Raw genomic sequence first — 22066 nt, 5'->3', positions numbered from 1 at the left:
GTGGTGGTCGGATGTCGATTGTGCGCATCGGCATGTCTTGGTGGTGGGAGGGTAGGGGTTTGATTCTCCGAGTGTCAGGCCGTGCAGGGTGCGCCGAGTGCGGCGCGGGCCTGGGTAAGGGCGGCTTCGCGGAGAGACTCGGGGGCATCGCGCAGGGTCTTGCCGACGTTTCCGTGATCGGTGCGGTGGTCGAGCGCGACTTGCAGGTCGACGACGCGCTCGGTGATCGAGATTTGTTCGTGGGTGGGCTGCGCGAGTGAGATTCCGCTGAGCGGGTTTTCGAAGGTGGTGGACCAGTACGCTGCGTCGCGTGCTGCATTCGCCCATTCCCCGGCGAGTTCGTAGATGCCTTGCCGCTGCTGCGGTGTGGCACCGACGATGCGCTGACGCAGGATCCATCCGCCGTCGCCGGTGAGAGCTTCCGACTCGGCGTCGATCCAGCGCTGTGCAGCGAGGCGATCGCGCACCAGGTCGTTGATCTGCGTGACCGTCATGGTGGTGGCGTCGATCGGGTCGAAGTCACGCTGTGGGCGCTGCCAGATCTCGCGCAGTGTCACGTGGGGTGCGCCGGCGTCGGGCAGGTCGACTTGGAGCCATCCTCGGGGCGACTCGTCGTCGGAGAACCCGCGGCGGACCGTCGAGCCGGTGTACCAGACCTGACCACGCCCATCGGGGTCTCCGAATCCGTTGACGGGGCCGGGCGTGTGGAAGTCCGACAGGAGGGTGAGGTCGAACCCTCGGGTTACCCACTCGGTCGGGACGAGGCGGTCGGCGCCGTGCCGTTCGGCGGCCTTGTAGAGGCGTTCGTCCCCGACGAAGATGCCGTGCGAGCACAAGATGTTGATGCCGTGGTCGAGAGGCTCCGGTTCGATGTGGATGCCCTGGTTGCGGAGATCCGGGTCGAGACCGTAGTGGCTTACGACGTGCAAGTAGATGGCCTGATCGGGGTCGGGTTGGTGGATCTCGTAGAGGCCGGGGTACGGGCCGACGCTGTCTTCCGGCGCGCGGCGGCTGTCGGGATAGACGGTGAAGGCGTTCATCGTGGGTCGGTCGAACATGGCAACGGCGGAAAGGTCTGCACCCGAGCCTGCGCAGTGGTTGCCGCTGTTCTTCCCGTTCCAGAGTCCCGCGTCAAAGATGAGGTCGTCGAGTCGCTGGACTGATTCGACGTCGCGCGGCAGTGGGCGGGACCAGTGAGTGACGTCTCCTCCGTGCCACAGACCTCGGCAGCCGGCGTCGATGATCTGAGTGACGGCCTGGCTGTATGCGAGTTGGCCGTCGACGACGCGGAGATTCCAGCCGGTGGGGCGGTGCATCCGCATGCCGCGGGTGCTGTAGCCGGCGTGCGTGCATCCGATGGTGGCGAATCGGTAGGTCATGGTCCAACGGTGACATTTCGCTTCTCCGTGTGTTGCAACGCAACTCGGGGCCACCGAAACAGCAGCGCATCCCACCACTTCGCTCGCAGTGCGCTAGAGTGATCACCATCGGATCTGCCACACAACTTGCATAGGACACACCATGAGCACAGCTGTGCTCGGCGACCCTATTGGTGTCGCCGATTCTGCTGACCGTCTTTGCGACGCCATCCTCGACGTGTTCGAGTCTGACGAAACGTCGGATCGTCAACGCGCCGTTGCTGTTTGCGCTACCTGCCCCCTCGTGCAAGCATGCCGCACCCGGACCCGAGTCGAAATCCTCGACGGCATCGGCCCGTGCGCAGTCGTCCGCGCCGGGGTGGCATGGGACTACGACGGATACCCAGACGCCGACATCCACGCCGACGACACCGCCCTCAAATGGATCCCCGACACCGCCAAGCGACCGGAGGCCACTGACGACAACAGATCTGACCTGGACAGGCCAGACGAGAATGTTGTCGAGCTCGCCTTCCACGACCCCGGGATGCTCCGCGAGCACGAATTCAGCGCCGCCGAAAGTGAAGCGATCGTCCTGCGGGGTGCCAAGCAGGGCAAGTCGATGAACTTCCTCGGCAAGATCCTCCGCATGCACTACCGCAACGTCCACAAATTGGCGCTCAACCTCGGGGTCCGCGACGCATTCGAAACGAAGCCACCGCGCAAGAAGGCGCTCGATGAGGTTGTCGTCGAACTCGAAACCCTGGACGTCGAGCACGACATTGAGACCGAGTCCCAGGATCGCGCCGTGGACAACGGTCAGCTGTCCTTCGACGACCTGATCGTCCCCGACACCGCCGAGCCGAGCATCCCGGCCGACGCTGTTACCGCAGCTGCCTTCTCTCGTACACCTAGGGCGCTGCTACGCCGACTCACCGGCCGCATCCCCCGTCGATTCCGAGCCGGCAAGGTCGACATCGCACGAATCGTGCAGCAGAAGACGCCGTCGCTGCGCGCGGATTCGCCGGCAGGCGCGCACGGGCTCTATTCGGGTTCGTCGACCCCTCCCGTCACCAGCCGGTTACGGAGGTCGAACAGGACCGGCTCTCCGTTCTCCTCTCCCGGCACGTCCGCGAGAGTGCACTCCCGATCGATGCGTGCACCTAGTGCGGCTGCGCACCCTGGCCGAACGGGATTGTGCACGGTGAGGTTGTTCACGAGACCCAGTGACGCCACTGGTATCGATCCTCCACGCACACAACTGGATCCAGTCAGCACATCTGTTCATGTGGCGATCCCTCTTCATGGCCGCAGCCCCAGAGCTGAGCACGCTGACCATGCCCTGCCATCTGTCACGAGACCCCGCGTGTCCGAGGCCATCGCCCCACACTGCTTCTGAGCGACCCCAGCTTCTTTCGCTCTGCAGCAACCACCTCCCCGTTCGATGAGCACGATTCGAACGGGGTACTCGTCGTGCTCATCCACCGACAGGCCGACCGGCGCCAGCTCCGGCATCTCTCCCCTGCGGGCGGTCGGCTCACACTGGATGCGGCACCTGCGGCCTTGTCGACTTCACGCCGACCGAGGTCTCCCTGACCACCACCCCGGCAGGCATCAAGTCGACACGCCTGCCCTTGGCGCACAACGAAATACGCCGATGCACCCACAGTGACTGTGGATACACCGGCGTATCGGTGTGGCCGAACGAGTCAGCCTGCTTCGGGCACCGTCCAGTACCGCTCCGGACCGAGGATGGCCACCACCGGAGCCAACAAAGCGGAGCGCACCCCATGGCCTGCAACCAGTGCCTCGTTCTCGTAGAGGATCGCCGCGGACGCGCTCACCGCCGCTGCCTCCGCGCCGTAGGGAAAAACCCCAGGCAGCCGGGCATCTCGACACACGGCCTCATGCGCCAGAAATGCACGCGGACGCGACTCTCGGTAGAAACCCATTGCAACGCATCGGCTTTCGATCGCCTCTGTGAGCTCGTCCAATGCGTTGCTCTGAGTATCGGACGCTGCTGCCGCGGTCGCTGCGAACAGCCGGGACTGGTCGGGATCGAGAGCCGACAGCCGCGCACGCATCGCCTGGATGCGGGCTGCCTTCGTCGCGAGCCCTTGATCTGCTGCATCCATCGTTGCAGTCATAGGTCAGTTTCCCTGCCCGTGCATGGCCAGTCCCTCGTCGAAGAGGACGGCGGCCTGCTTCAACTCGTTGACCAACGCTGCCTTGCCCTCGCTCTCGGGCAGCCCCTCCAGTAGCTGGAGGTTCTCCTGTGCGGCGTTTCGTGCCTTCTCGAACTCCTCGGAGGTCTTCGGTCCCGACCGCGTCGACTTCATGGCTGCGCTGTTCTCGGTGATCCGAGCATTGAGAGCCTTGATCGCCTCCTTGATGTGGTCGTTGTTGGTGGCGGCCGTGACCACAGCAGCCTCACTCTCGGTAAGGACCACAATGCTGTCGCGCTGGGGCATATTCGTCTCCTGTCGTAAGGGTCACCGCGTAGGGAACGATCCGGTGTACTCGGTGCGAGACGCTACGTCGCTGGTTATCCAGCCTGATGCGCTGGACGCGCAGGTCTGATTGAATCCGGGAATGGGAATCGTGCGCACGTCCACCACTCGTATCCTCGCCCCAATCGACGCGACACACCAGGCTGTCGCTAAGGCTATGGGCTCGGCCGGACTTGACGTCACTCCAGGCAACCCGATCACCGGCACTGCGAAGCGATCGCTGATGAAGAATCGATGGGCGTCCACCGTCACGGCAGGCGTCCGCCCGGAGACCGACACAACCACACTGATCGACTGGACCGTTGACATGATGGGCGACAAGCACTCGACTGTCCTGTCCGAGATCCTCGAGGCATTGCAGGGCGTGACCGTCGACGATCTGGGCGTTACCGCCGCCCTTGAGCGGCTCGGTAAAATGGGACGATTCTTCGGATTCCGCGAAGCATCTGCACTCACGCAGTACGTCCATACCGATGAGCGCGTCGTTGAGCTCGCACAAGGCATCTACGACAACAACCAGGGAATGCTGGTCCTTACCACGCAGCGACTGTTCTTCTTCGACAAGTCCATACTGGGTGCGAAGGTCGAAGAATTCGACATTACCGCGATCGGATCGCTTGGCCACTCGAAGAAGATGGGCGGCGAAGTCATCAGCATCTCGATCTCTGGTCGATCGGCCGATATCAAGCAGGTCGCACACGGGCGTGCCGAGACCTTCATTCAGGCATTTCGCAAGGTAAAGGCCGATCTGGCCGCACCGTCTGCCCCTGTCCCGGCGGTCACACACGCCTCTGCGGTACCTGACATTGCAGATCAGATCAAAAAGCTCGCCGAACTGCGGGACCTCGGCGTCGTGACCGAAGCAGAGTTCGAGGCGAAGAAGGCGGACCTGCTCGCACGGATGTAGGAACAGAACGGAGAGTCCCCCCAACTGTGCAAGGGGCATTCTCCGTTCCTAGGTTGCCCTCGGTCATGCTTGTTGAATCCGGTAGGTGGGTGGGGGGTTCGTGTCAGTCGAATAGATCTCACAGCCTGACCCAAGCCCTTCCGTCCCAGAATCGATCGAACTCGTTGTCAGGTCTCTTCAGGAATGCCCTGACCTCGGGCGAGTCAGGGAGACCGCGAAGTGCGGTGAAGCCGCCGGAGGAGAGGACGGATTCGCCGGGTCGGAGTACAGGTGTCTCGCGCCGTGTCGCACGTCGGAGCTTCGCTGCAACCTCGTACTCGTCGATCAGCGACTCGACGGCAGTGCCCTCGGGTTCGTAGGCAGCGTTCTCAGGGTGCAGGCTCTGGTAGTCGGCGACCCACCGGTTCCAGGCCTGGCGGTGTTCCTTCGCGGCCGTAGTCCAGAACACCATCACGGTGCCGCCGCGGCCGTCGTGCTCGACGCTGGCGACCTTCTTGCCGTTGCGCCGCAGACTCGCGACGTACGCGAAACCGTCGGAGGTCTGGTGGCCCTTGTAGGACGCGATTGACCAGTCAAGGTCGGGGATGGGCAGTTCCGTCGCGGGCAGAGTCGCAGGTGTCATGAGCCGGTCCTTTCGGGAGGTTGTTGGTTCGTCCCGAACGTTATGGACCTGCGATGGCGGGTGTTTCAGAGTTTGTGCGGCCGTCAGGCCGCGGTGTCGAGCAGTGTGGATACCGGCTTCAGTGCCCTGTTGACGAGATCGCACAGTGTCGCGATCACGTGGTTGATCTGGGCGGCAGGGTCGTACAGGTGGTGCGCGGAGAACATGTCGGTATCGCGGGTGACGTTCGGGAGTGCGAGTCGGAGGGTGTCGATGTTCGGGAGGTCGAGGTACACGACGCCGCTGAGGGATTGCTCATTCGGTTCGGGTCCGACGAGGTCCACGGTGACCTCGACGGCAGCGCCGGCGACCGCACCGTGCAGGGCGAGGGCAGGCTCGGTCGAGGTCAGCGTCTGCCAGTCTCCGGCCAGGTATTCGGCGAGAATGCCGTATGCGCTGTCGAGGTAGGCAGAGCCGTGGTGGAACCACGGGTCTTTCGGGAGGAGGCGGTCGATCCGGTCCTCGTCGGCGATCAGGCGGGCTGCGAAACTGGCGACCGTTGCGGGTTCTGCACTGACGGTGATCATGGGTCTTCCCTTCGGTGGCTCGTGGTGTGGTCCGGCCCGCCCCAACGCATCGGGGCGGAGCTGTGTGTGGTTCTCAGACCTTGGCGCGCAGGATGCCGAACAACGTGTTGACCAGGTCTTCGACCGGTCCGTCGGTGGCGGCTTCCTTGAGCGCAGTGATGGTGTCGAGGACGGCGTGTGCGTTGTCGGCGCGGGTGGCGGCGTCGAGGTCGAGCACGTGGATCGAAGAGCTGGCATAGCTGACGGTCCCGTTCGCGACCACCACGAGCGGCGTGGCGGGGGTGGGGTGGCCGGCGGTTCGCGAGGCTTCCCTGGGGAGAGGCGTGGGCTGCTGGTCCTGCTCGGGCTGGGCGACCGGGACTGCGGGCTGCTCCGGCTCCGGGGTGGGTGCGGTGGTCCGCGGCTTCGCCTGTGCAGCGGGGCGCGGCTGCTCGCGTACCGGCGCGGCCGGTGCTTCGGCAGTCGACGCCGAATCGGGCGCGGAACCCGACGGGACGCCGCGAGTCGGCTCGGGGACTGTGGCTTGCTCCTCCCCCTCGGGAGTGAACTCGGCGGCGGGTGAGGGTGAGGGTGCGGCGTCGCCGGTCGCGGCCGGGGTTGGCTCGGGCGGGGTCGGTGTCGGGTCGCCGGTGGGTGTCGGCTCCTGGGCCGGCGCGGCGGCCGCGGGTCGCGTCGAACCAATCGGCTTGACGGGGCTTCGCCGTCCTCGACCGCGCGGCGCGGTGAATCCTGTCGTCATCGGTAAGTCCTTCCGGTTGGTGTGTTTTCGATCGTTGCTCCGAACGTAAGCAACGATGCCGACACCAATGCGCCGGTGTTGCAGTCTGTGTCGAGACTTCGCTTCGAGATGATCGAGCTCCTCTCCGTCGGGCGCTGCGAGAGCGCCGATCGCGAGGCAGCGGGGCACCGCCGGGTGACGCGGACCTCACTCCGTGAGGTAACGACGCGCAGTCCAGTCCAGATAATTAGCGGACGAAAGGAATCAACAGCGCATGACCACCCCGCCGCCCGGCTGGCACCCCGATCCCGACAACCCCCACCTCGTTCGTTGGTGGGATGGACATCGGTGGACAGAACACACCCACCAGGCCACGAATTCAGCACCACCTCTTCCAGCGGCGGGGCACCCAGAATCTCAACAGCCTCAGGAGACCAATTCACGAAACTGGAAGACCACCGCGGCGAAGGTCGTGGGCGGAATCGTTGTCGTGTACTTGGTTCTCGTCGCGTGCGATCGCTTCGTGTTCGGTCCCGACCGCGACGAATCCGCAGCTCCGGCAGCGACAAGCTCATCGACCGCCCCCGTCGCAGAGGTCGAGGTACCGCCGTACGAGATCGCCAGCGACGACGATGACCTCATCATCGCCCATGTTCACCTCGGCAGCGATGACGCGCTTGGCCTGCGCCGAATCCATGTCAACCTGATGCAGCGCATCATGCGCGAGAAGCCCGACGGCGGATACTTCATCTACTACGACTGCGCCACTCCCAACCCCGACGGTTCTGTGAACCGCATTGGCACCGGCAAGGTTGCTGTCGGCCGGCTAGGCGCCGCACAAACGGGCCTCGAGATCAACGGCAACGAGCTACGCCCCAACTCAGGGCGCGTCTGCGAACCCGCGTAATTCTCCTCGTCTGACCGGGACCGATGCTCTGGATCGGTCCCGGTCAGCGTTGAACTGCCCTCGCTGCGAATCTGCTCTGCACCTGACTTGATCCCTCTGCTGTGGAACCTAACTCACCAGATCACTTCATGACACGGGATAGCCCGGCCGCCAACTGGGCGAACCTGCCAACCGAGTCGGGGTCGGCTGTATCCGCCCGCACCGCAGCCAACCGCGCCGGGCCGTACGCCCGCGCACATTCGCTCACCGCTCTCATCGGCTCCCGCTGCAGCGGTGCGCCGGCCCGCAACGCTGTCACCGCAGCACGCGCCGCCTCATCGGGAGCCGTGGACAGCAGCCAGGCCCATCGGTCCGGGATCTCCGGTGGGGCCACCGCGGCGCGCTCGACGACGGCGCAGTACCGGTCGGGAAGCAGATCTGCGAGTTCGAGCACCTCGGGTAGCTGCAGGCGACTCCACAGTGTTGGGTCGTCGACGAGTTGGGCCGCGAGATCTCGAATGCAGTCCAAACGCTCGATCGGAGTGACTTTGAGGGACGGCGGTGGTGACGGTGGGGCGGGGACCTGAAGTTGGCCTTCGGGGATCCCGAGTTCGCCGGCCAGCCATCGTCGGTACCGCAGGATCAGGACGTCGTCGGTGAGTTCGCCGAGCATCGCTGTTGCCCGGCGCGCGGCCACGGCTGCCTTCTCGGGTGTGTCAGCGTCGGCGAGGAGGCGGCCGAGGATCTGCCGAATCAGAGGTTGACGTGCGTTTACCGCGTCCCTTACGGCTTGGTCGCCGTGATCGGCGCGCAGCTGACACGGGTCCGAACCGCTCTTCCCCGGAACTGCGAGGGTGACCGTCGCGAACTGGTGGCAGGCGACAGCGATCTTCCAGGCGGCGGTCTGGCCCGCGTCGTCCGCGTCGAACATCACGACGATCTCTCCGTCGGACCCGAGGAGTCTGGACAGCAGTCGTGCGTGTGTCGCGGTGAAAGCGGTGCCGCACACACCGACGACCTCGGGATGTCCGGCGGCTGCCACTGCCATGACGTCGGTGTATCCCTCGACGACGATCACGCGTCGCTGCCTGACGATGGCGGGTCGTGCGGCTGCAAGCCCGAAAAGCGTGTCGGACTTGCGGAACAGAGCACTGTCGTCGCTGTTGACGTATTTGCGGTAGCGGTCGGGGTTGTGGCCGGGGTCATCGAGGCTGCGACCGGCGAGCCCGACGATGCGGCCCTGCGGGTCGCGCAGGGGCCAGATCAGTCGGCCGGCGAAGGTGTCGTAGGGCTGACCGGCCCGGCCCCGACGGATGAGCCCGGCATCGTGTCCAGCATTCGCGGGCAGCCCGCGGGTGGCCAGGTGTGCGCCGAGGACCGTGGTGCGGCCGCGAGGTGCGAAGCCGATCCCCCACTGACGGATGTGCGCGTCGGTGAAGCCGCGCTCGGTCAGGTACTCACGGGCAGACGCGGCGGCGGGGTCGTCGGTGATCGCGGTTGCGTACACCTCGGCGGCGATCTCTAGGGCTGCACGCAGCAGTTTCGGTGTCCCTTCTGTGCTGCTGCGGTGTGCCTGCTCGCGGTCGGTCAGGATCGCCGCCCCAACCTGTTCGGCGAGCTGTTCGACCGCTTCACGGAAGGTGAGCTGCTCGACGAGTTCGAGAAAGGTGATGACATCCCCGCCTCGGTCGCACCCGAAGCAGTGAAAGACCCCGGTTCCGGGGTTGACGTAGAACGAGGGCGTCCTTTCGTCATGGTCCGGGAGCGGACAGCAGCCCTTCGCCTCTGCCCTGGATGCAGGAACCAGACGCGTATAGCGGGCGACGATCTCGTCGATCCTGGCCCGCTCCCGGATCTGTTCGAGGGTGTCATCGGGGATCCTCATGCAACGCTCCTCACGGTTACCGCGCCGAGAGCCAGCTGGTGGCCCCGCTCGACGCTCGCTTGATGGTGCTCCAAGCGGCGGAGGCCACCGTACGGTCGGGCTTCACCACGCCGACCGATTGCCAGAAACGCCTCCGCGGCCGGCAGCGCAGCACTGGCAGTGTGCAGCAGGGATGGGGTGTGAAACACCAGGCAGGTACGGATTCGACGATGATGCCGTCATTCTCGATCACTACGAAATCTGGAGGACCCATGCCGGTGAAGGCATTGCCCACGTTGCGGGCTGCGGAATCTGTCGAGGATCTCGCGAAGGCGATGGTCCTTCACAGTCAGACGCCCCGTTGCTACGAGATCGAGGATCCGGCGGAGGCGAACGCGGTGCGGGCGCTGAACGTCGTGGGAGTGCTCGCCGACTACATGCGGCTGGTCGGCGATGCCGGTGAGGATCTGAAGATCGGGGTCCTCGATCTGCTTGTTGATCTGCACCATCTCACGGATGCGGTTGGGGTCGACTGGGATGAGGTTCTCGACGACAGCAACAGGCACTACCGAGCCGACGTTGCGGGCGAACTCTGATCGTTGGAGGTCTCGGGCTGGCTGCGCGTGATCCCGATCCCGTGGCCAGCCACCACCGGCTTCGCGTGGGTGAACAGCGGTCAGTTGAGGTGCTTGGTGAGGTGGATCAGGGCGTAGCCGGCGGGGGTCGGCGTGCGCCCGGTTTTGCGGTAACCGTGTCCTCCGTACAGGCGCAGGTTGGCTTCGCTGTGTTCACCGGTGAACAGTCGTAGTTCGGTCACTCGCGGTTGCAGGTGCATCTCGGCATGGTGAAGAAGTTGGGTGCCAAGGCCGCGACCTTGCTGGTCGGGTGCGACGACGAGGCGGCCAAGTTCGGCCGCATGGGGTTCGTGGTTCATGCGGGGGAGGCGGACGGCAGCGATGAGGCGTCCGGTGTCGTCGCGGATGCCTAATGCGGTGACCGCGGGCTGGACGAGTTCGGTGATCAGTTCGTCGAGGGTTTCGGTCAGCGGTGGGAGTTCGAGGTCTCGGTGGGCCTGCGCTTCGGTGACGTAAGCGGCGCGTTGGAGGGTCAGCAGTTGCCCTGCATCGGCGGTGGTCAGGGTCATGGGTTCGTATGGCATCGGTCCATCGTCCTCGCTGGTGCTGGGGTTCTCGCATTGGTTGGACAGAACCCATGGCCAATCCCGGTTGTCGGCGCTGGTTCATCAATTGGCGGCCAGGCCGGAGGTCAGGCGTTGGACTCGGTGGCTGACTTCGACGCGACCTCAGGTTGGGGTTCCATATCCGCGCCGGTGATTCGGATGAGGGATACCGCGGTGAGGGCGAGGCCAACGAGGATCAGGAGCAGCGAGAACGCGCCGTAGCCCTGCAGACTGGGACCGGTGCCGATGAACCAGCCAATGAGGGAAATTGCGGCGAGGATGCTGGAGGCGATGGGGCGAGCGTTGGCGGCGTAGCGGCGAGCGAGCCAGACCAGGGCAATCGAGGCGAGGACCGTGGCGACTGCGGGCGCGGGGATCGCGAGCAGCACCAAGGGGACGTAGAGCCACTTGCGGGCTCCGATGCCGGCAGCGGCGACGAATGCGGCCATCGGGATGATCAGCGACAGGGTCATGGTCGGCTCCTGGTGTTAGGGCGGCGGTGCGGTTTCACCGTCTCGTGCGCCGAGTTCCGTTGTTGCAGCGGCGATCTGTGCAGTGCTGGTTTGGGCATTCGCCACGTGCGAGGGTGTCGGCCAGCGTGAGTGCTGGCCGGGAGGGTGCCGGGCGTGAGCCCCGGGACGGTTAGTCGTCGAGCCAGGCGCCAGCGTCCGGGCACCACGTGCCGGTGGTGCGGGTGCTGTCGAGCAGTGGGTTCAGGCACGCGCCCACCATCGCGAGGGCGTGGTCGAGATCGGTGTACTCGGAGGGGAGTCCAGCGAGTCGAGCGGTGCGACGGTAGCCGTCATGCCAGCGGTCGCCGGGTACGGATATGGCTGTGACGGCGGGCATCTGTCGACGGCGGAATTCGCTGGTGAGCGCCGCATGGGTGTCGGCGGCGGGGATGGCGCAATGGGTGACGATGAACAGCAGATCGACCAGGTCGTGGAAGCGGGTCGACGGCGAGCGACGCGGGCCGTAGCGGAAGTAGGTCGCGGCGATCTTGTCGGCCAGCTGGTCCGCGATGGGATAGAGGGCGATCGCGGGCGTGGGGGTGATGCCGTCGAGGTCGAGTACCGGTGCCGGAGCGAGGCGTTCGATGCGTCCGACGGTGCTACGGCCGACGACCAGGTCGACGGGGAAGTTCCCGGCGGGGGTGGTTCCGAGGTGTGCGTTGACGCGCACGGTGGCGCCGCCGGTCAGGCCGTGGAGCGTGGCTGGCACGCTGATCGTGAACCGGAACGGGTCGAGACCTTCGGTAGCGGCGATGGTCGCTCGCAGGTCGTCGATTGCCGTTTCGGCGTCGGTGCCTGCGCTGGTGTGGAGCAGGTCGAGGTCCTCGCTGTGCCGTGCGCCTGCGAGACGGACCAGGAGCCCGGTGCCGCCGGTCAGGATCCAGGGAGCGGTGGGGTCGGCGAACACGCGGGCAAGGAACCGTTGAGCCAGGAACTGGCGGCGGACCTGTGCGGCTGGTGCGCCGGTGGCAGCAGCTACGGACTTGATGCGTGCGTTCAGGGCCATGTGGAAGGCGCCGGTGCTGCGGTATCGCTGGGTCATGCAGGGAATCGTCTGCGGCGGTGGTTCCCGGTGTTGCAGTGCAGTTTCCGGTCCGGGAGGGCGGCGAATAGCCGGCGTCTCCTGGGAGCGTGAGCGTGTTCGCGGACAGCGGGGACCGACAGTTCATGACGCTGCAGTGCATTCCCGCGTCGCCGGTAACAGCAGTTGAACGTCGGCTTTTGGGGCGAGCCTGCTGGGATTCACCATGGCATCCCGTGGCACTCGTACCGGGATGTCTGGGACAGGTTGGAGGACGATCGCCGGGCAGAGTTCGAGGAGATGGTCGGTCTGCCGTTGTCTCCCGGCGATTGAGTAGACCCCGTGTGCCCCGAGGATGAACCTCTGGGTGTTGGTCAGGCGAGGAGATGCTCGAGCAGCCGCTGGCCGTTGTTGCGGGGGTGGCCGTAGCGGCGGGAGTGCCGGTCGAGGATTGTGGCGGCCGCGTCGTAGGTGAGTCGTCCGGTGCTGATTGCGGTGTGGATGATTCCGGCGAGGTGGCCACCGTCGAGGAGGTCGGCGGCGAGGTCGTCGATGGTGCGTGCTGCGGTGGTGACGGGTAGGCCGTCGACGAGCTCGGTGTCGTCGGAGGCGAGGGCGCCGACGTGGAATCGCTGGTCGGCCAGTCGGGTCTGGCGCCGGCGCGGGAGGGTGAACTCGAGGTGGTCTGCATCGACGTCGCCGAGCTGAAGGACCTTGGCGGCACTGCGGTGTGAGACGGCTGCGGTGATGGGGTCTTCGGTGAGGCGCTCGTCGGCGGTGCGGGTGGGGTCGAGTGCGAGCCAGGCTGCCCGGAGGTCTTCGTGGGGGTGCCAGGGGGCGCCGTGGATGCGGTGGATGCCGTGGCGGACGTGGTGGATGGCGCCGGCGTCGGCGAGGGTGGCGAGGTGCTTGGGGTGCATGCCGGCGGCGCGGGCTTGGGCGGTGGTGAACAGGCCCCATTGGGTGGTGGCGAGTTCGGCTGCGATTGTCAACCAGCGTGTCCCGTTCATGCTGCAAAAGTACCCCTTTCATGGAACGGGTATTTCAGTCACATATTTCGGCATCCGTAGCGTCCTCCGCGCCTAACGGACAGCCCCATTGCCCCGTCCCGCCATGCACACCAGCGGCCTCACCCCACAGAGGTCGGGTGAGGCCGCGAGGTGGATGGTCAGGCGAAGCGATGACGACCGTAGAGGTCGTCGGCGCACGAGTCGTCCTCGTCATAGGTGCGACCGCACGCAGCGCACCGAGGCGCGCCACCAGGCAGCGTGACGAGATACGTCTGGGCGTCACGGTCGTAGGCGGCAGCACCCGAAGGGAGCGCCGAGACAACGTCGGTGAGGTCATCGTCGGGATCGATGCCATCGATGTCGACCGTGCCGTCGATCATGTCGCGGCCGCCATCGGCGAACATGCCCATGAGGTAGTACCCGTCACCGTCACAGCCCAGGTGCAAGGCCCGAGCATCCGGGTGCACCACGGCAGCAACCTGTCGGACGCGTTCGACCGCCAAGCGCGCGATCTGATCGGTGGCGTCGTTCCGAACGCTCTCCCATACGTCGATCTGAGCGCAGATCGTGTCGAGAACAGTCATCACCTCACCTGCTCGGAGATCGCACGGCGGCGGGTGGCGGAGCGGTCGCCCCGCCACTTGCCCTTTGCGGCGCGTGCGCGGCCGTTGGGCTGCAGCCGCCCGGACGCGTGGGCGACGTTGAGCTTGTGGCGGAGCTGCCGGGCACTCATTTTCCCGGTTGGCTGCACGATGGTCATCACGGGTGTCCTTTCTGCTGGTTGGAGTGATGACTCGACCCTGCTCCCCTCCGACCTGCAGTGTTGAGTCCTAGTACCCGGAAAACACGCGATACCCGTGATACCCGTGATACCCGTGATACCCACGGTTCGCGGTAGGTCGGCTGAATTAGGGGCGGACAGCACAACGCGCCGACGAGAAAGGACGGGGAGGCCTGCAGGCCTCCCCGCCCTTTCCAGCGAGCGATCAAACGCCGGCGAGAATCTTCATCGCCCGGTCCTTGGCGCCTTGGGCGGTGCCGTCGAGTTGACGCATCGCCCGGGCGTCGTCGCCGCCCCGGACCGGTGCGAACCAGTCGACGTACTCGGTCAGCGCCGAGTACGCGCCCCAGCGGCTTCCCCGGCCGAGATCGTTGGTGTCCGCGAAGCGGAACAGTTCGATCAGCTCGTGACGACGGCGCTCCCACCGGCCGAACTCGCGCGCGTTCTCTTCGTCAGGCCGCGGGTACATAGCGTCGATGAACGCGCCGAACTCAGTCAGCGTCATCGGGGTGTCGAGCATGTGATCCGCGATCGCGCTGAACTCCTTCGCGAAGCGGACCGCGCCCTGAACCATCGTCGTAGCGGCAGCGAGTCGATCGTGCGCGGAACGGGTGTGACCGATCGCGAACGTAGCGGGAAACCCGATGTTTGCGGTCATCCCATTCGTGCAGACCAGACGCTTCACTCGGGCCTCGCCCGAGACGCGGCCGGACCCATCGTGGGCAGTGCGAAGTAGGAGCGTGAAGGCCACCAGATCCTTGCCGCCGACCTTCACCGCCGCATCCGGCAGATCCAGCTCCAAGTACGTCTGTCGACCCCCGCGCAAGGCGCCGCCGGTGGCGAACCGGGCGCCCATCGCGACCGCAGCGTCGGCGGCGGCGAATGCGTCCGCGTTGGTGACAGGTGTGTACCGGGCACCGCCGAGGTGCAACGCCTCCTTCGTGTCCGAACGCAGGAAGAAGCGCATCCCCGGCATGCCGGTCATGGTGACCCCACCTGGGGTGGTGAGGGCGAAGCTATCGGCCGGGTGCACTTCGATCCCCCAGGCCAGCCCGGCGAGTTGGAGGGCATCGTGGACGTTGCGTGCGGCGCTGATGTCGGCGCCGAGTGCGCGGCTGGCGGGGATGCGGGTGGCGGCGGGAGCGGTCATGTGAACCTCCGATGTGGCTGGGATGCGCTGACGGATTCGACGCTACGAACGGGCCGCTGTTGTGTTTCAGATCTCACGCGAATGGAGCGTCCACAGTTAGTTCTCATGAACCGTGCCTGTACTGCGAGAAGCGGTCGCTTCACGTCGGACAGCCGGGAGAACCAGTGTTTCTATCGGACATAATGCTGCGCATCCGCCCCGCCGTGCAGCTTCAGAAGTGACACCCTGGCATCATTCGAACAGAGGACATGTCCGAGACAGATGTAATAACCGCAGCTCATGTGGCGAATAAGGAGGCATGTCGGTCGTGAAATTTTTTCGCCATCAATTAGCTTTGATGTCGCTTGGTCCCCTAGGCTGTGAGGCATGAAGGCGTCCAACCGCGTCCGCTTCGGACGTATCGTGCGCGAGCGCCGCGAAGCACTCGGGATGACGCAGGACGACGTCACAGCAGCTGGTGGCCCCTCGGACACCACACAGACGCGCATTGAGCGCGCGGAAGGCAGCGAGCCGACCGCCACCACCCGCAATCGCTTCGATCATGCGTTGCGATGGGAGCCGGGCAGCGCGGCACGTGTGTGGGCCGGCGGACAACCCACCCCTCTGCCCGAACCTCCAGTCCGTCCAGCTTCCCTTGCGCCAGCGTTCGAACTCGGGCCGATGGAAGTCCCTGTTTCGCTCGAGCAGCTCACGGAACTGTTGGAGATCCTGAATTCGTTGACTGTCCTCGCCGAGGAAGACGACGGCAATCATCGGCTGGCCAGCACCACCGAGGCTCTGCAGCGCTTTGTTTCCTCCCTGACCGGGACCTGGGTCACCGACATCCTCGAACGGAACCGTACTTCGAAGAACGGCATCCCCACCATGATCGAATTCGCGTTCAGCGCGCATCTTGCTGAACCGGTCGATCCTGAGGAACCCTCTGCCGAGGAGCGCTACTACCGGCGCTGGTTGATTGGCCGCGCAAACGGCATACCGGAAGAACTAGCGGCACGATTCGAGGAACGATTCGCTAGCCGCAGAGGAGGCATCGACTCGTGACAGCTGCCGAAGTGGCTACGCGTGTAGACCGGCTGTTCCAGCTCGCCCATGAGTTCGGACAGTCCGAGCGGTCTGCTCAGTCTGTCGCCGCAGCGGTATCCGCTGATCTGGGTACAGAGATCACCGCCGATGACATCATCGCGTTGCGCAGCGGTACCCACCCGGGCGCGGGCGATGACCTCCTCGCAGCCATCGCTCGTGAGTTCTCTGCTCCCGAGAACTACTTGATCGACCTTCCGGGGACCGCGAACTACGACCTGCAGTTCCGCGCGCTGATCGCAGCCCGCGACGCCAAACTCAACGGCATCTGCTTCCGCGGCGGCGATGGCGCCCAGAGCAGCCTCGAATCGCTCGTTACCGAACTCGAGGCGCTGGTGGACGAGCGCCGCCGCGGCTCCGTTACCTCGGACGGAACTCCAGTTTGAGCCCTGCCGGCCGCAAGGTCAGCAGTTCGGCAACCTCCAAGGAGTAGTCCGGGTCGGCCACCAGGTCGTACTGGTGCAAGATCGTCGCCAGCGCGAGCTGCATCTCGTGCAACGCGAACTGCCGACCGATGCACGACCGAATCCCGGTGCCGAAAGGCTTGTAGACGTGACCGGGACGTGCCTTGACGTTCTCGGGCAGGAACCGATCCGGGTCGAAGCGCTCGGGGTCAGGCCCCCAGACCGGGTCCCGGTGCAGACGTAGCAACAGGATGAATGCCCAGTCCCCTGCCTTGAACTCGTAGCCGCCGGCCACGGTGGTGTCCTCGATTGCTTCCCGGAAGTAGCCCGGCGCTGCAGGCCACAGACGCAACGTCTCGTCGATCACCCGGCGGGTGTAGCGCAACTTGGAAACCTGGTCGAAGGACAGCTGCGGCCGGGACCGATCCGGCCACACGGCGTCGATCTCGGCGCGAACCTGGGCGGCAACTTCCGGATGGGTGGCAAGCAGATGCAGCGCGAACGACAGCGCATTCGACGTGGTCTCGTTGCCGGCGATCAGGAAGGTGATCACCTGGTCGCGGATGTTTTCGCGGTCGAGGTTCTTCCCGGTGTCAGGGTCCGGGTTGTTGAGCATCAGGTCGAGCAGATCGGAATGTGTCCCGGTGCCCTGCAGTCGGGCGTCGATCACGTCGTCGACGACCGAGCGCAGGTAGGCGATGTCCTCGACGTTCTGGCGGGCCTCTGCGCGGCCGAGCAGCTTGCCCAGGATCGGCAGTGGGATCGACGAGCGCTGTGAATAGTCGAGAGCGCGTTGGATGGCTGAGACGAAGGGGTCGACTTCGTCGCGGTCGAACGAGCCGAACGAGCGGCCGAATCCGCACCTGCCGATGACCTCGCTGGTCAGCTTGCTCATCTCGGATGTGACGTCGAGGGCCTGGCCCGGGCGTTGGTCCCAGGACTTGAGGAGTTCGGCGAGGGTCGCGCTCATCGTGTCGTGGTAGCCCCGCATGGCGTCCTTGGTGAACCCGGGCATGAGGACGTTGTGAGCTGCGGTCCAGGCGCCGGTTCCATTGTCTGCGGTGAACAGGCCGTTGCCGGCAAGTTCACGCAGCTGGGCGATCGGCCGGCCCACGTGCTTGCGGAATCGGGTCTCGTCGTTGAGGTCAGCCACGACGTCGGCGCCGGACGCGAAGGTCAGGTGCATGCCCATGATCGTGCGGCGGTAGATCGGGCCGAGAAGCTCGTGCATGACGAGGGTCTTCTGGTTGGGCTTGGCGCGATCCATGCCGAGTACGTCGCCGACAATGGGAAGTCGTTTGGGGGGATGCGGAATGGTGTTGTGCTCAGCCATGTGGTGTGGACAGCCCGGGCCGCCCATGTCCTTCCGTGGTTGTCTGTTCTTCGGTCTCGGTGCGGAGAGTGTGAGGAGCTAGTACCCATCCGCGGGCCAGTTCTTCAAGATCGAGATGGTTGAGGTCGGAGGGAGTGGCGGAAGACGACTCGGGAGGAGTCCCGGTGCGATAGCCCTCGATCGCCTCCTGCACCGCAAGCGCTGCTGTCACGCCGACCCGGTCGCGCTCACGGATGTGCGACAGGTCGGGGGTGCACCGGGGAATCAGTCGCGGCGGAAGATAGTCGCGAAGCCGGATTAGGGTGTCCCAGATTTCGATGCTCATTCGCTGAGCGAGCTCGTCGGCGCGGTCGGGGCGCTGTTGCAGGATGACGGTCGGCACAGCGCCGGACAGGTCGTTCCACATGGGGGTGAGACGGCGGACCTGACGGCTCGATTTGTCCAGTCCCATTCGTTCTGCCAGTCGGTTCACCAGCGGGCCGGTCAGTACGAGCGCGATGAGGGTCACTTCGGGCAAGAACAGCACATCGTTCGATTCGCTACGCCAGATTGTGAACGCGTTGCGGTGACCGCCGTAGAGGAAACAGGCGTTGATGATGCGGGTGGTGGAGTCGAGCAGGGAGATCGCGCACGCCACGACGGCCAGCGCGAATCCGACGGCCGCCAGCGCACTCTTCGTTTGCCGTGCCGCTTCGATGAGGAGCACCGCCACCGCGCTGATCGCGACGATCGTAGGGGCCGCATAGACCACCATGTAGGCGATCAGCTGCCATCCGCCATGTTGTTCGAGCGTCTGTCCGGCGGCACGGGCAGGTGCAGAGAGCGGGAAGAGCGCGAGTCCCATGGTCAAGACCACGGTATAGACGATCGGCTGCGTTTCGGGCCGGTGCCATGCGGCGGCGAGACCGGTCGTCGATCGTTCCGCAGGGGCGGCCCAGAGCGCGCATGCGCCGATGATCGCCGCACTGGCGAGCATGGCGAACATGTGGGTTGCCTGACGGATAACTGACGGATCCACGAGGTGCTCGGCCAGCTGGTCCTGGATGTGGGGGTCACGCAGGAGTGCACAGAATCCCCAGAAGACGAGCATGGTCGTCAATCGCTGGTCGAGGCGCGAGTGTAGGAACAGCGCCCGTAGCAGGGCGACGGTGAGAAGGATGATCATCATCGGCCACTCGATGGCGGGCGGCAGTGTCGAGGTCATCTATCGACCCCGAAGCAGCCGTAGCGCCCGACCGACGCGCGTGGCAACTTTCGGGTTGCTGGATCGGACACCGATGCCCAGGTGTTCGACGTCATTGCGCAGTAGGTGCAGGGCAAGGAGCTCGGCCTCCTGTTCTTCGGGTCGGTCGTAGTTTGTGCGGCCGAAGACCTTCTTCACGAGTTCGGGGTCCACGTCGGGAGCGAGTTCGCGGGCCAGGGCTTGGCGATCGGTTTCACCGTCGTCGTGGTTGAACAGCAGGTGTGCGAACTCGTGGTAGGTGATGAATCGTGATCGGGTCTCAGGTGTGTCGAGGGGGTAGTAGACGATGTCGCGGTCCTCGCAGACAAGGGTCCACCCACATGGAGCGTCGACGTGCTGATCGTCCGGTCGGGGCCGAATCTCGATGGGGACGCCGCGGCGGCGAGACAACCACGTCCTGAACTCTTCGAATGACCACGGGCCGGGCATCGACTCGTGGATTTCGACAAGCAGTTCGTCGACGCGCTTCCGTGCGTTTGGGTCCGTCTGCTCACCTGGGTCGTACTGCGCCACCCCTGGTTACCTCCATCTCTCGCGCCCCCCCGGGCTATCGCTACGCGGATTGCATGGATCGATCGTCGCTCCACCATACGATCACCGCTGCGCAGGGCATGAATCGAGGCGGGTTCGTGGGGTTTTTTCGTTGCTCCGTCAGCATCACCTTTGGGCAATCCGAGGGCAAATTGTTGCTTTGCCTCGAATCGTTGGCGCACCCGATTGAAACGTAAACTTGTGCTGGTTAAGGCGCATATGAGCCACCAGGGATGACAGGCAGCAGCATCACGAGGCAACTTTTAAGCCACATTAGGACTTTGCGTAAGCCACATCTTGTGCCATACTGATCCCGCGCCCCGAGGGGAAGCACACATACAGACCCCGGCTTGCCGGGTCGGCCGACACAGCCGTACGTGCCGCAGACGCTGAGTTCATGCGAGCGCGAGTCTTAAGAGTCCCAGCCCCCACCACACGGTGGGGGCTGAGCTATTTCCACGACCTGTCACTTCTCCGACCTCAACGCAGTCACCGCCGCAGCACCGATAAGCTGCCCGATGCGGCTCGGGTCCTCGATCACCGCGACCTCTGCCCCCACAGGCGGTGTCATCCCACCGGCCTCCGTCACAAGCCACAAGACCCGCACACCAGCAGCGATCAACCTCTCCACCTCCTCGCGCACCGCGACAGGGTTCGGAAGATCACCGTCCGTCACCACAACGACCATCCGAGCGCCCTGATCGCGACCGAGGACGAGCTCGCGGTCGAGGACGCGCAGCGCAGCCGGCAAGCCGATGGATCCCCCGCCAATCGAGGGCACAGGGACCGATCCACTCACGGCTGTGACCGGCAGCAATGACGGAGTGTGATTCCAGGTCACTGTCGCGGCCTTTCCGCCGACCTGTCGTACGGCCCGGGCCAGCGCCCATGCGGCCACCGCTGTGGGCTCAGCGAAAGGTTCCATCGACCCGGAGATGTCGAGCGCGACCCCCACGAGCAGGCTGGGTGTGTCGACCGTCCGTCGGCGGGTGTTCTCCCATGGGGTCGCGGTCGGCCGCACCCGGGCATGAATCTGTCCCTGCCTCCGCACCAGTTGCGAGGTCCGCAGGCGTCCCGGTGGGGTCGACGACGGCGTGCGGGCCACATCGACAGCACGCAATGCCGCCGACTCGAGGCTCCGAGTCAGTGCCTTCGCGTGCTTGTGATCGTCAGCAGTCGGTTGGCGTCGACGAGACTCGTGCAGTCCCTGGCGGGCGATGCGCTGGTCCTCGGCGGCCCGTGCAGTGTGGGCCTGCCGCGCTGCGCGAGCAGCCGCAGCCGCAGGGGACGGATCGACGATGCCGGCAGCCGCACGCAGCTCTCGGGCAGCGACAACAGCGACAGTAGTCAGCGCAGCCGCGAGCGGGCCGTCCCCGGGCGGGCCGTGATGCGCACCGCAGTCACCCTCACCGTCACCGTCTCCGTCGCTCGCGATCTCGGCGTCGTCTCCGAACAGCGAGGCGATCGTCTCGGCGGCGGCGGTGATTGCCTCGGTATCACCGTCGGCCGCGGAGACCGCCCGGTCGGTCTGCTCGGCAATGACGGCGATCTGCTCCGAGGTCAACCACGGCGCCAACGCGGCGTCCAGGTCCGGCAACGACTCCTCGTCGAGCACACCAGCCAGAATGCGGCCACCGAGCAGGACCAGGGTGCGGGCGGCGTGATCGGTGCTTGTGGGATCGATCTGCCCGAGTAGGTGCAGCGCCGAGGCCTGCAACCAACGGCGCGCCTGGGGATTACCTGCGGCCACCCGGCCCTCCATGCGCGGCTCCTCGAGCAACGCTGCCCACTCTGCGACAGCGCCGTTCAACCCGTAGCGACGCGTCGTGTGGGTGGCGTGGCCTGCCTCGTGAGCGAGGACGCCGGTTAGAACCGGGAATCGCGCGCGGTCCCGCTCGTCGCGTAGATCGATGCGATCGGGGTCGGGTCGACCGGGCATCGCTTGGGTGGCGTCGAGGGTGATGCGAGCGGTGCGGTGGTTGAACACCCCTGCGGGCTGGCCGCTGCCCGGATGATGCGGGAGCACCGACACGAGGACGTCGCGGCGTGGGGTGAGAGTGTCGACCCAGTCGGTCAGCCGGGAGCCGAGCTGTCGCCACTGTGGGTGGGCCGGACTCTCCCACGCGGTGCGGGCAGTGGTAGCAGTGGCGGTGGCGGGCATTCGGTGCTCCTGGCGGTCGTGGGTTTGTGGTTGCACCGATCGTCTCGACGTCGGTCCTACGGAGTTGCAGGCGAGCGTTCCGGAGGCAGCCGGTCGGTTCCCATCGCAGGATGTGCGCCGGCGGAGGATCCACTGCGGGCGGACAGTCTTCTCGGCAGGGAACCACTATCGGCACGTCATCGCGGCAGCCGCGATGACTCCGATTGGTCTCGTGACGCCCCGTCCCGGA

Annotated in this window: 24 protein-coding genes; 6 read left to right on the top strand and 18 right to left on the bottom strand. The window is 65.5% G+C overall.

The genetic code is table 11. From position 1 onward, the window contains the following. Nucleotides 1-74: 74 nt before the first annotated feature. Nucleotides 75-1379 (bottom strand): hypothetical protein, encoded by a 1305-nt coding sequence (locus K3M35_RS21625; protein ID WP_138845951.1) that lies wholly within the window; start codon nt 1377-1379, stop codon nt 75-77. Between the two features lie 142 nt (nt 1380-1521). On the opposite strand from K3M35_RS21625, the gene K3M35_RS21620 reads away from it, so the two are divergent. Next, nucleotides 1522-2757 carry a hypothetical protein gene (locus K3M35_RS21620; protein ID WP_138845952.1) on the top strand — a complete coding sequence of 412 codons (1236 nt, stop codon included), beginning with the start codon at nt 1522-1524 and terminating at the stop codon, nt 2755-2757. Between the two features lie 310 nt (nt 2758-3067). Here the strand turns inward: K3M35_RS21620 and K3M35_RS21615 are convergent, their stop codons facing one another. Further along, nucleotides 3068-3505 (bottom strand): hypothetical protein, encoded by a 438-nt coding sequence (locus K3M35_RS21615; RefSeq protein WP_138845953.1) that lies wholly within the window; start codon nt 3503-3505, stop codon nt 3068-3070. Between the two features lie 3 nt (nt 3506-3508). Further along, complete coding sequence (locus tag K3M35_RS21610) at nt 3509-3829, bottom strand: hypothetical protein (RefSeq protein WP_138845954.1); 321 nt, start codon at nt 3827-3829, stop codon at nt 3509-3511. Between the two features lie 121 nt (nt 3830-3950). On the opposite strand from K3M35_RS21610, the gene K3M35_RS26365 reads away from it, so the two are divergent. Continuing rightward, nucleotides 3951-4775, top strand: coding sequence for a PH domain-containing protein (locus tag K3M35_RS26365; protein WP_138845955.1), 825 nt, complete (start codon nt 3951-3953; stop codon nt 4773-4775). Between the two features lie 118 nt (nt 4776-4893). Here K3M35_RS26365 and K3M35_RS21600 read toward each other — a convergent pair whose 3' ends face one another. The 3 genes from K3M35_RS21600 to K3M35_RS21590 all read right to left on the bottom strand — a co-directional run bounded on the left by K3M35_RS21600 (nt 4894) and on the right by K3M35_RS21590 (nt 6702). Beyond that, nucleotides 4894-5397, bottom strand: coding sequence for a hypothetical protein (locus K3M35_RS21600; RefSeq protein WP_138845956.1), 504 nt, complete (start codon nt 5395-5397; stop codon nt 4894-4896). Between the two features lie 83 nt (nt 5398-5480). Next, nucleotides 5481-5963 (bottom strand): hypothetical protein, encoded by a 483-nt coding sequence (locus tag K3M35_RS21595; protein ID WP_138845957.1) that lies wholly within the window; start codon nt 5961-5963, stop codon nt 5481-5483. A gap of 73 nt (nt 5964-6036) precedes the next feature. After that, the gene (locus K3M35_RS21590) at nt 6037-6702 is read right to left on the bottom strand and encodes a hypothetical protein (RefSeq protein ID WP_138845958.1); all 666 of its coding nucleotides are present in this window, start codon (nt 6700-6702) and stop codon (nt 6037-6039) included. A gap of 253 nt (nt 6703-6955) precedes the next feature. Between K3M35_RS21590 and K3M35_RS21585 the strand changes: the two genes are divergently transcribed. Next, the gene (locus K3M35_RS21585) at nt 6956-7588 is read left to right on the top strand and encodes a DUF2510 domain-containing protein (protein ID WP_138845959.1); all 633 of its coding nucleotides are present in this window, start codon (nt 6956-6958) and stop codon (nt 7586-7588) included. A 121-nt stretch (nt 7589-7709) separates the two neighbouring features. Here K3M35_RS21585 and dnaG read toward each other — a convergent pair whose 3' ends face one another. Further along, nucleotides 7710-9452 carry a DNA primase gene (gene dnaG / locus K3M35_RS21580; RefSeq protein ID WP_138845960.1) on the bottom strand — a complete coding sequence of 581 codons (1743 nt, stop codon included), beginning with the start codon at nt 9450-9452 and terminating at the stop codon, nt 7710-7712. Nucleotides 9453-9490: 38 nt separating this feature from the next. Between dnaG and K3M35_RS26360 the strand changes: the two genes are divergently transcribed. Further along, entirely contained in the window at nt 9491-10027 is a 537-nt protein-coding gene (locus tag K3M35_RS26360) for a hypothetical protein (protein ID WP_254704853.1), read from the top strand. 80 nt (nt 10028-10107) lie between these two features. Here K3M35_RS26360 and K3M35_RS21570 read toward each other — a convergent pair whose 3' ends face one another. From K3M35_RS21570 to K3M35_RS21540, 7 genes are all read right to left on the bottom strand, one after another. Then, nucleotides 10108-10590 (bottom strand): GNAT family N-acetyltransferase, encoded by a 483-nt coding sequence (locus tag K3M35_RS21570; RefSeq protein ID WP_138845961.1) that lies wholly within the window; start codon nt 10588-10590, stop codon nt 10108-10110. Between the two features lie 107 nt (nt 10591-10697). After that, nucleotides 10698-11084 (bottom strand): hypothetical protein, encoded by a 387-nt coding sequence (locus tag K3M35_RS21565; protein WP_138845962.1) that lies wholly within the window; start codon nt 11082-11084, stop codon nt 10698-10700. 169 nt (nt 11085-11253) lie between these two features. Continuing rightward, nucleotides 11254-12165: a nucleotidyl transferase AbiEii/AbiGii toxin family protein gene (locus K3M35_RS21560; protein ID WP_138845963.1), complete on the bottom strand. Its 912-nt coding sequence runs from the start codon at nt 12163-12165 to the stop codon at nt 11254-11256. 353 nt (nt 12166-12518) lie between these two features. Continuing rightward, nucleotides 12519-13154, bottom strand: a complete 636-nt coding sequence (locus K3M35_RS21555) for a type IV toxin-antitoxin system AbiEi family antitoxin domain-containing protein (protein WP_138845964.1) — start codon at nt 13152-13154, stop codon at nt 12519-12521. 158 nt (nt 13155-13312) lie between these two features. Beyond that, nucleotides 13313-13738: a hypothetical protein gene (locus tag K3M35_RS21550; protein WP_138845965.1), complete on the bottom strand. Its 426-nt coding sequence runs from the start codon at nt 13736-13738 to the stop codon at nt 13313-13315. Next, the gene (locus K3M35_RS21545; RefSeq protein WP_175428138.1) at nt 13738-13887 is read right to left on the bottom strand and encodes a hypothetical protein; all 150 of its coding nucleotides are present in this window, start codon (nt 13885-13887) and stop codon (nt 13738-13740) included. Before K3M35_RS21545 ends, K3M35_RS21550 begins: the two co-directional genes overlap by 1 nt. A gap of 253 nt (nt 13888-14140) precedes the next feature. Beyond that, nucleotides 14141-15085: a DUF932 domain-containing protein gene (locus tag K3M35_RS21540; protein ID WP_138845966.1), complete on the bottom strand. Its 945-nt coding sequence runs from the start codon at nt 15083-15085 to the stop codon at nt 14141-14143. Between the two features lie 366 nt (nt 15086-15451). Here K3M35_RS21540 and K3M35_RS21535 point away from each other — a divergent pair, with 366 nt between their 5' ends. Both K3M35_RS21535 and K3M35_RS21530 read left to right on the top strand, forming a co-directional pair. After that, the gene (locus tag K3M35_RS21535; RefSeq protein WP_138845967.1) at nt 15452-16126 is read left to right on the top strand and encodes a helix-turn-helix domain-containing protein; all 675 of its coding nucleotides are present in this window, start codon (nt 15452-15454) and stop codon (nt 16124-16126) included. Beyond that, nucleotides 16123-16551, top strand: coding sequence for a hypothetical protein (locus K3M35_RS21530; protein WP_138845968.1), 429 nt, complete (start codon nt 16123-16125; stop codon nt 16549-16551). Before K3M35_RS21535 ends, K3M35_RS21530 begins: the two co-directional genes overlap by 4 nt. Here K3M35_RS21530 and K3M35_RS21525 read toward each other — a convergent pair. The 4 genes from K3M35_RS21525 to K3M35_RS21510 all read right to left on the bottom strand — a co-directional run bounded on the left by K3M35_RS21525 (nt 16526) and on the right by K3M35_RS21510 (nt 21837). Then, nucleotides 16526-17902, bottom strand: coding sequence for a cytochrome P450 (locus K3M35_RS21525; protein ID WP_138845969.1), 1377 nt, complete (start codon nt 17900-17902; stop codon nt 16526-16528). The two genes, K3M35_RS21530 and K3M35_RS21525, sit on opposite strands and share 26 nt — an antisense overlap. Then, a complete protein-coding gene (locus K3M35_RS21520; RefSeq protein WP_138845970.1) occupies nt 17895-19106 on the bottom strand; it encodes an MAB_1171c family putative transporter in 1212 nt (403 codons plus the stop codon). Before K3M35_RS21520 ends, K3M35_RS21525 begins: the two co-directional genes overlap by 8 nt. Next, nucleotides 19107-19535, bottom strand: coding sequence for an ImmA/IrrE family metallo-endopeptidase (locus K3M35_RS21515; RefSeq protein WP_217580336.1), 429 nt, complete (start codon nt 19533-19535; stop codon nt 19107-19109). Nucleotides 19536-20142: 607 nt separating this feature from the next. Further along, the gene (locus K3M35_RS21510; RefSeq protein WP_138845972.1) at nt 20143-21837 is read right to left on the bottom strand and encodes a hypothetical protein; all 1695 of its coding nucleotides are present in this window, start codon (nt 21835-21837) and stop codon (nt 20143-20145) included. Between the last annotated feature and the right edge of the window lie 229 nt (nt 21838-22066).

It is taken from the genome of Rhodococcus sp. DMU2021 (genome assembly GCF_019641445.1).
Classification (GTDB): Bacteria; Actinomycetota; Actinomycetes; order Mycobacteriales; family Mycobacteriaceae; genus Rhodococcus; species Rhodococcus pyridinivorans.
This window is presented reverse-complemented; position numbering and strand designations above follow the sequence as displayed.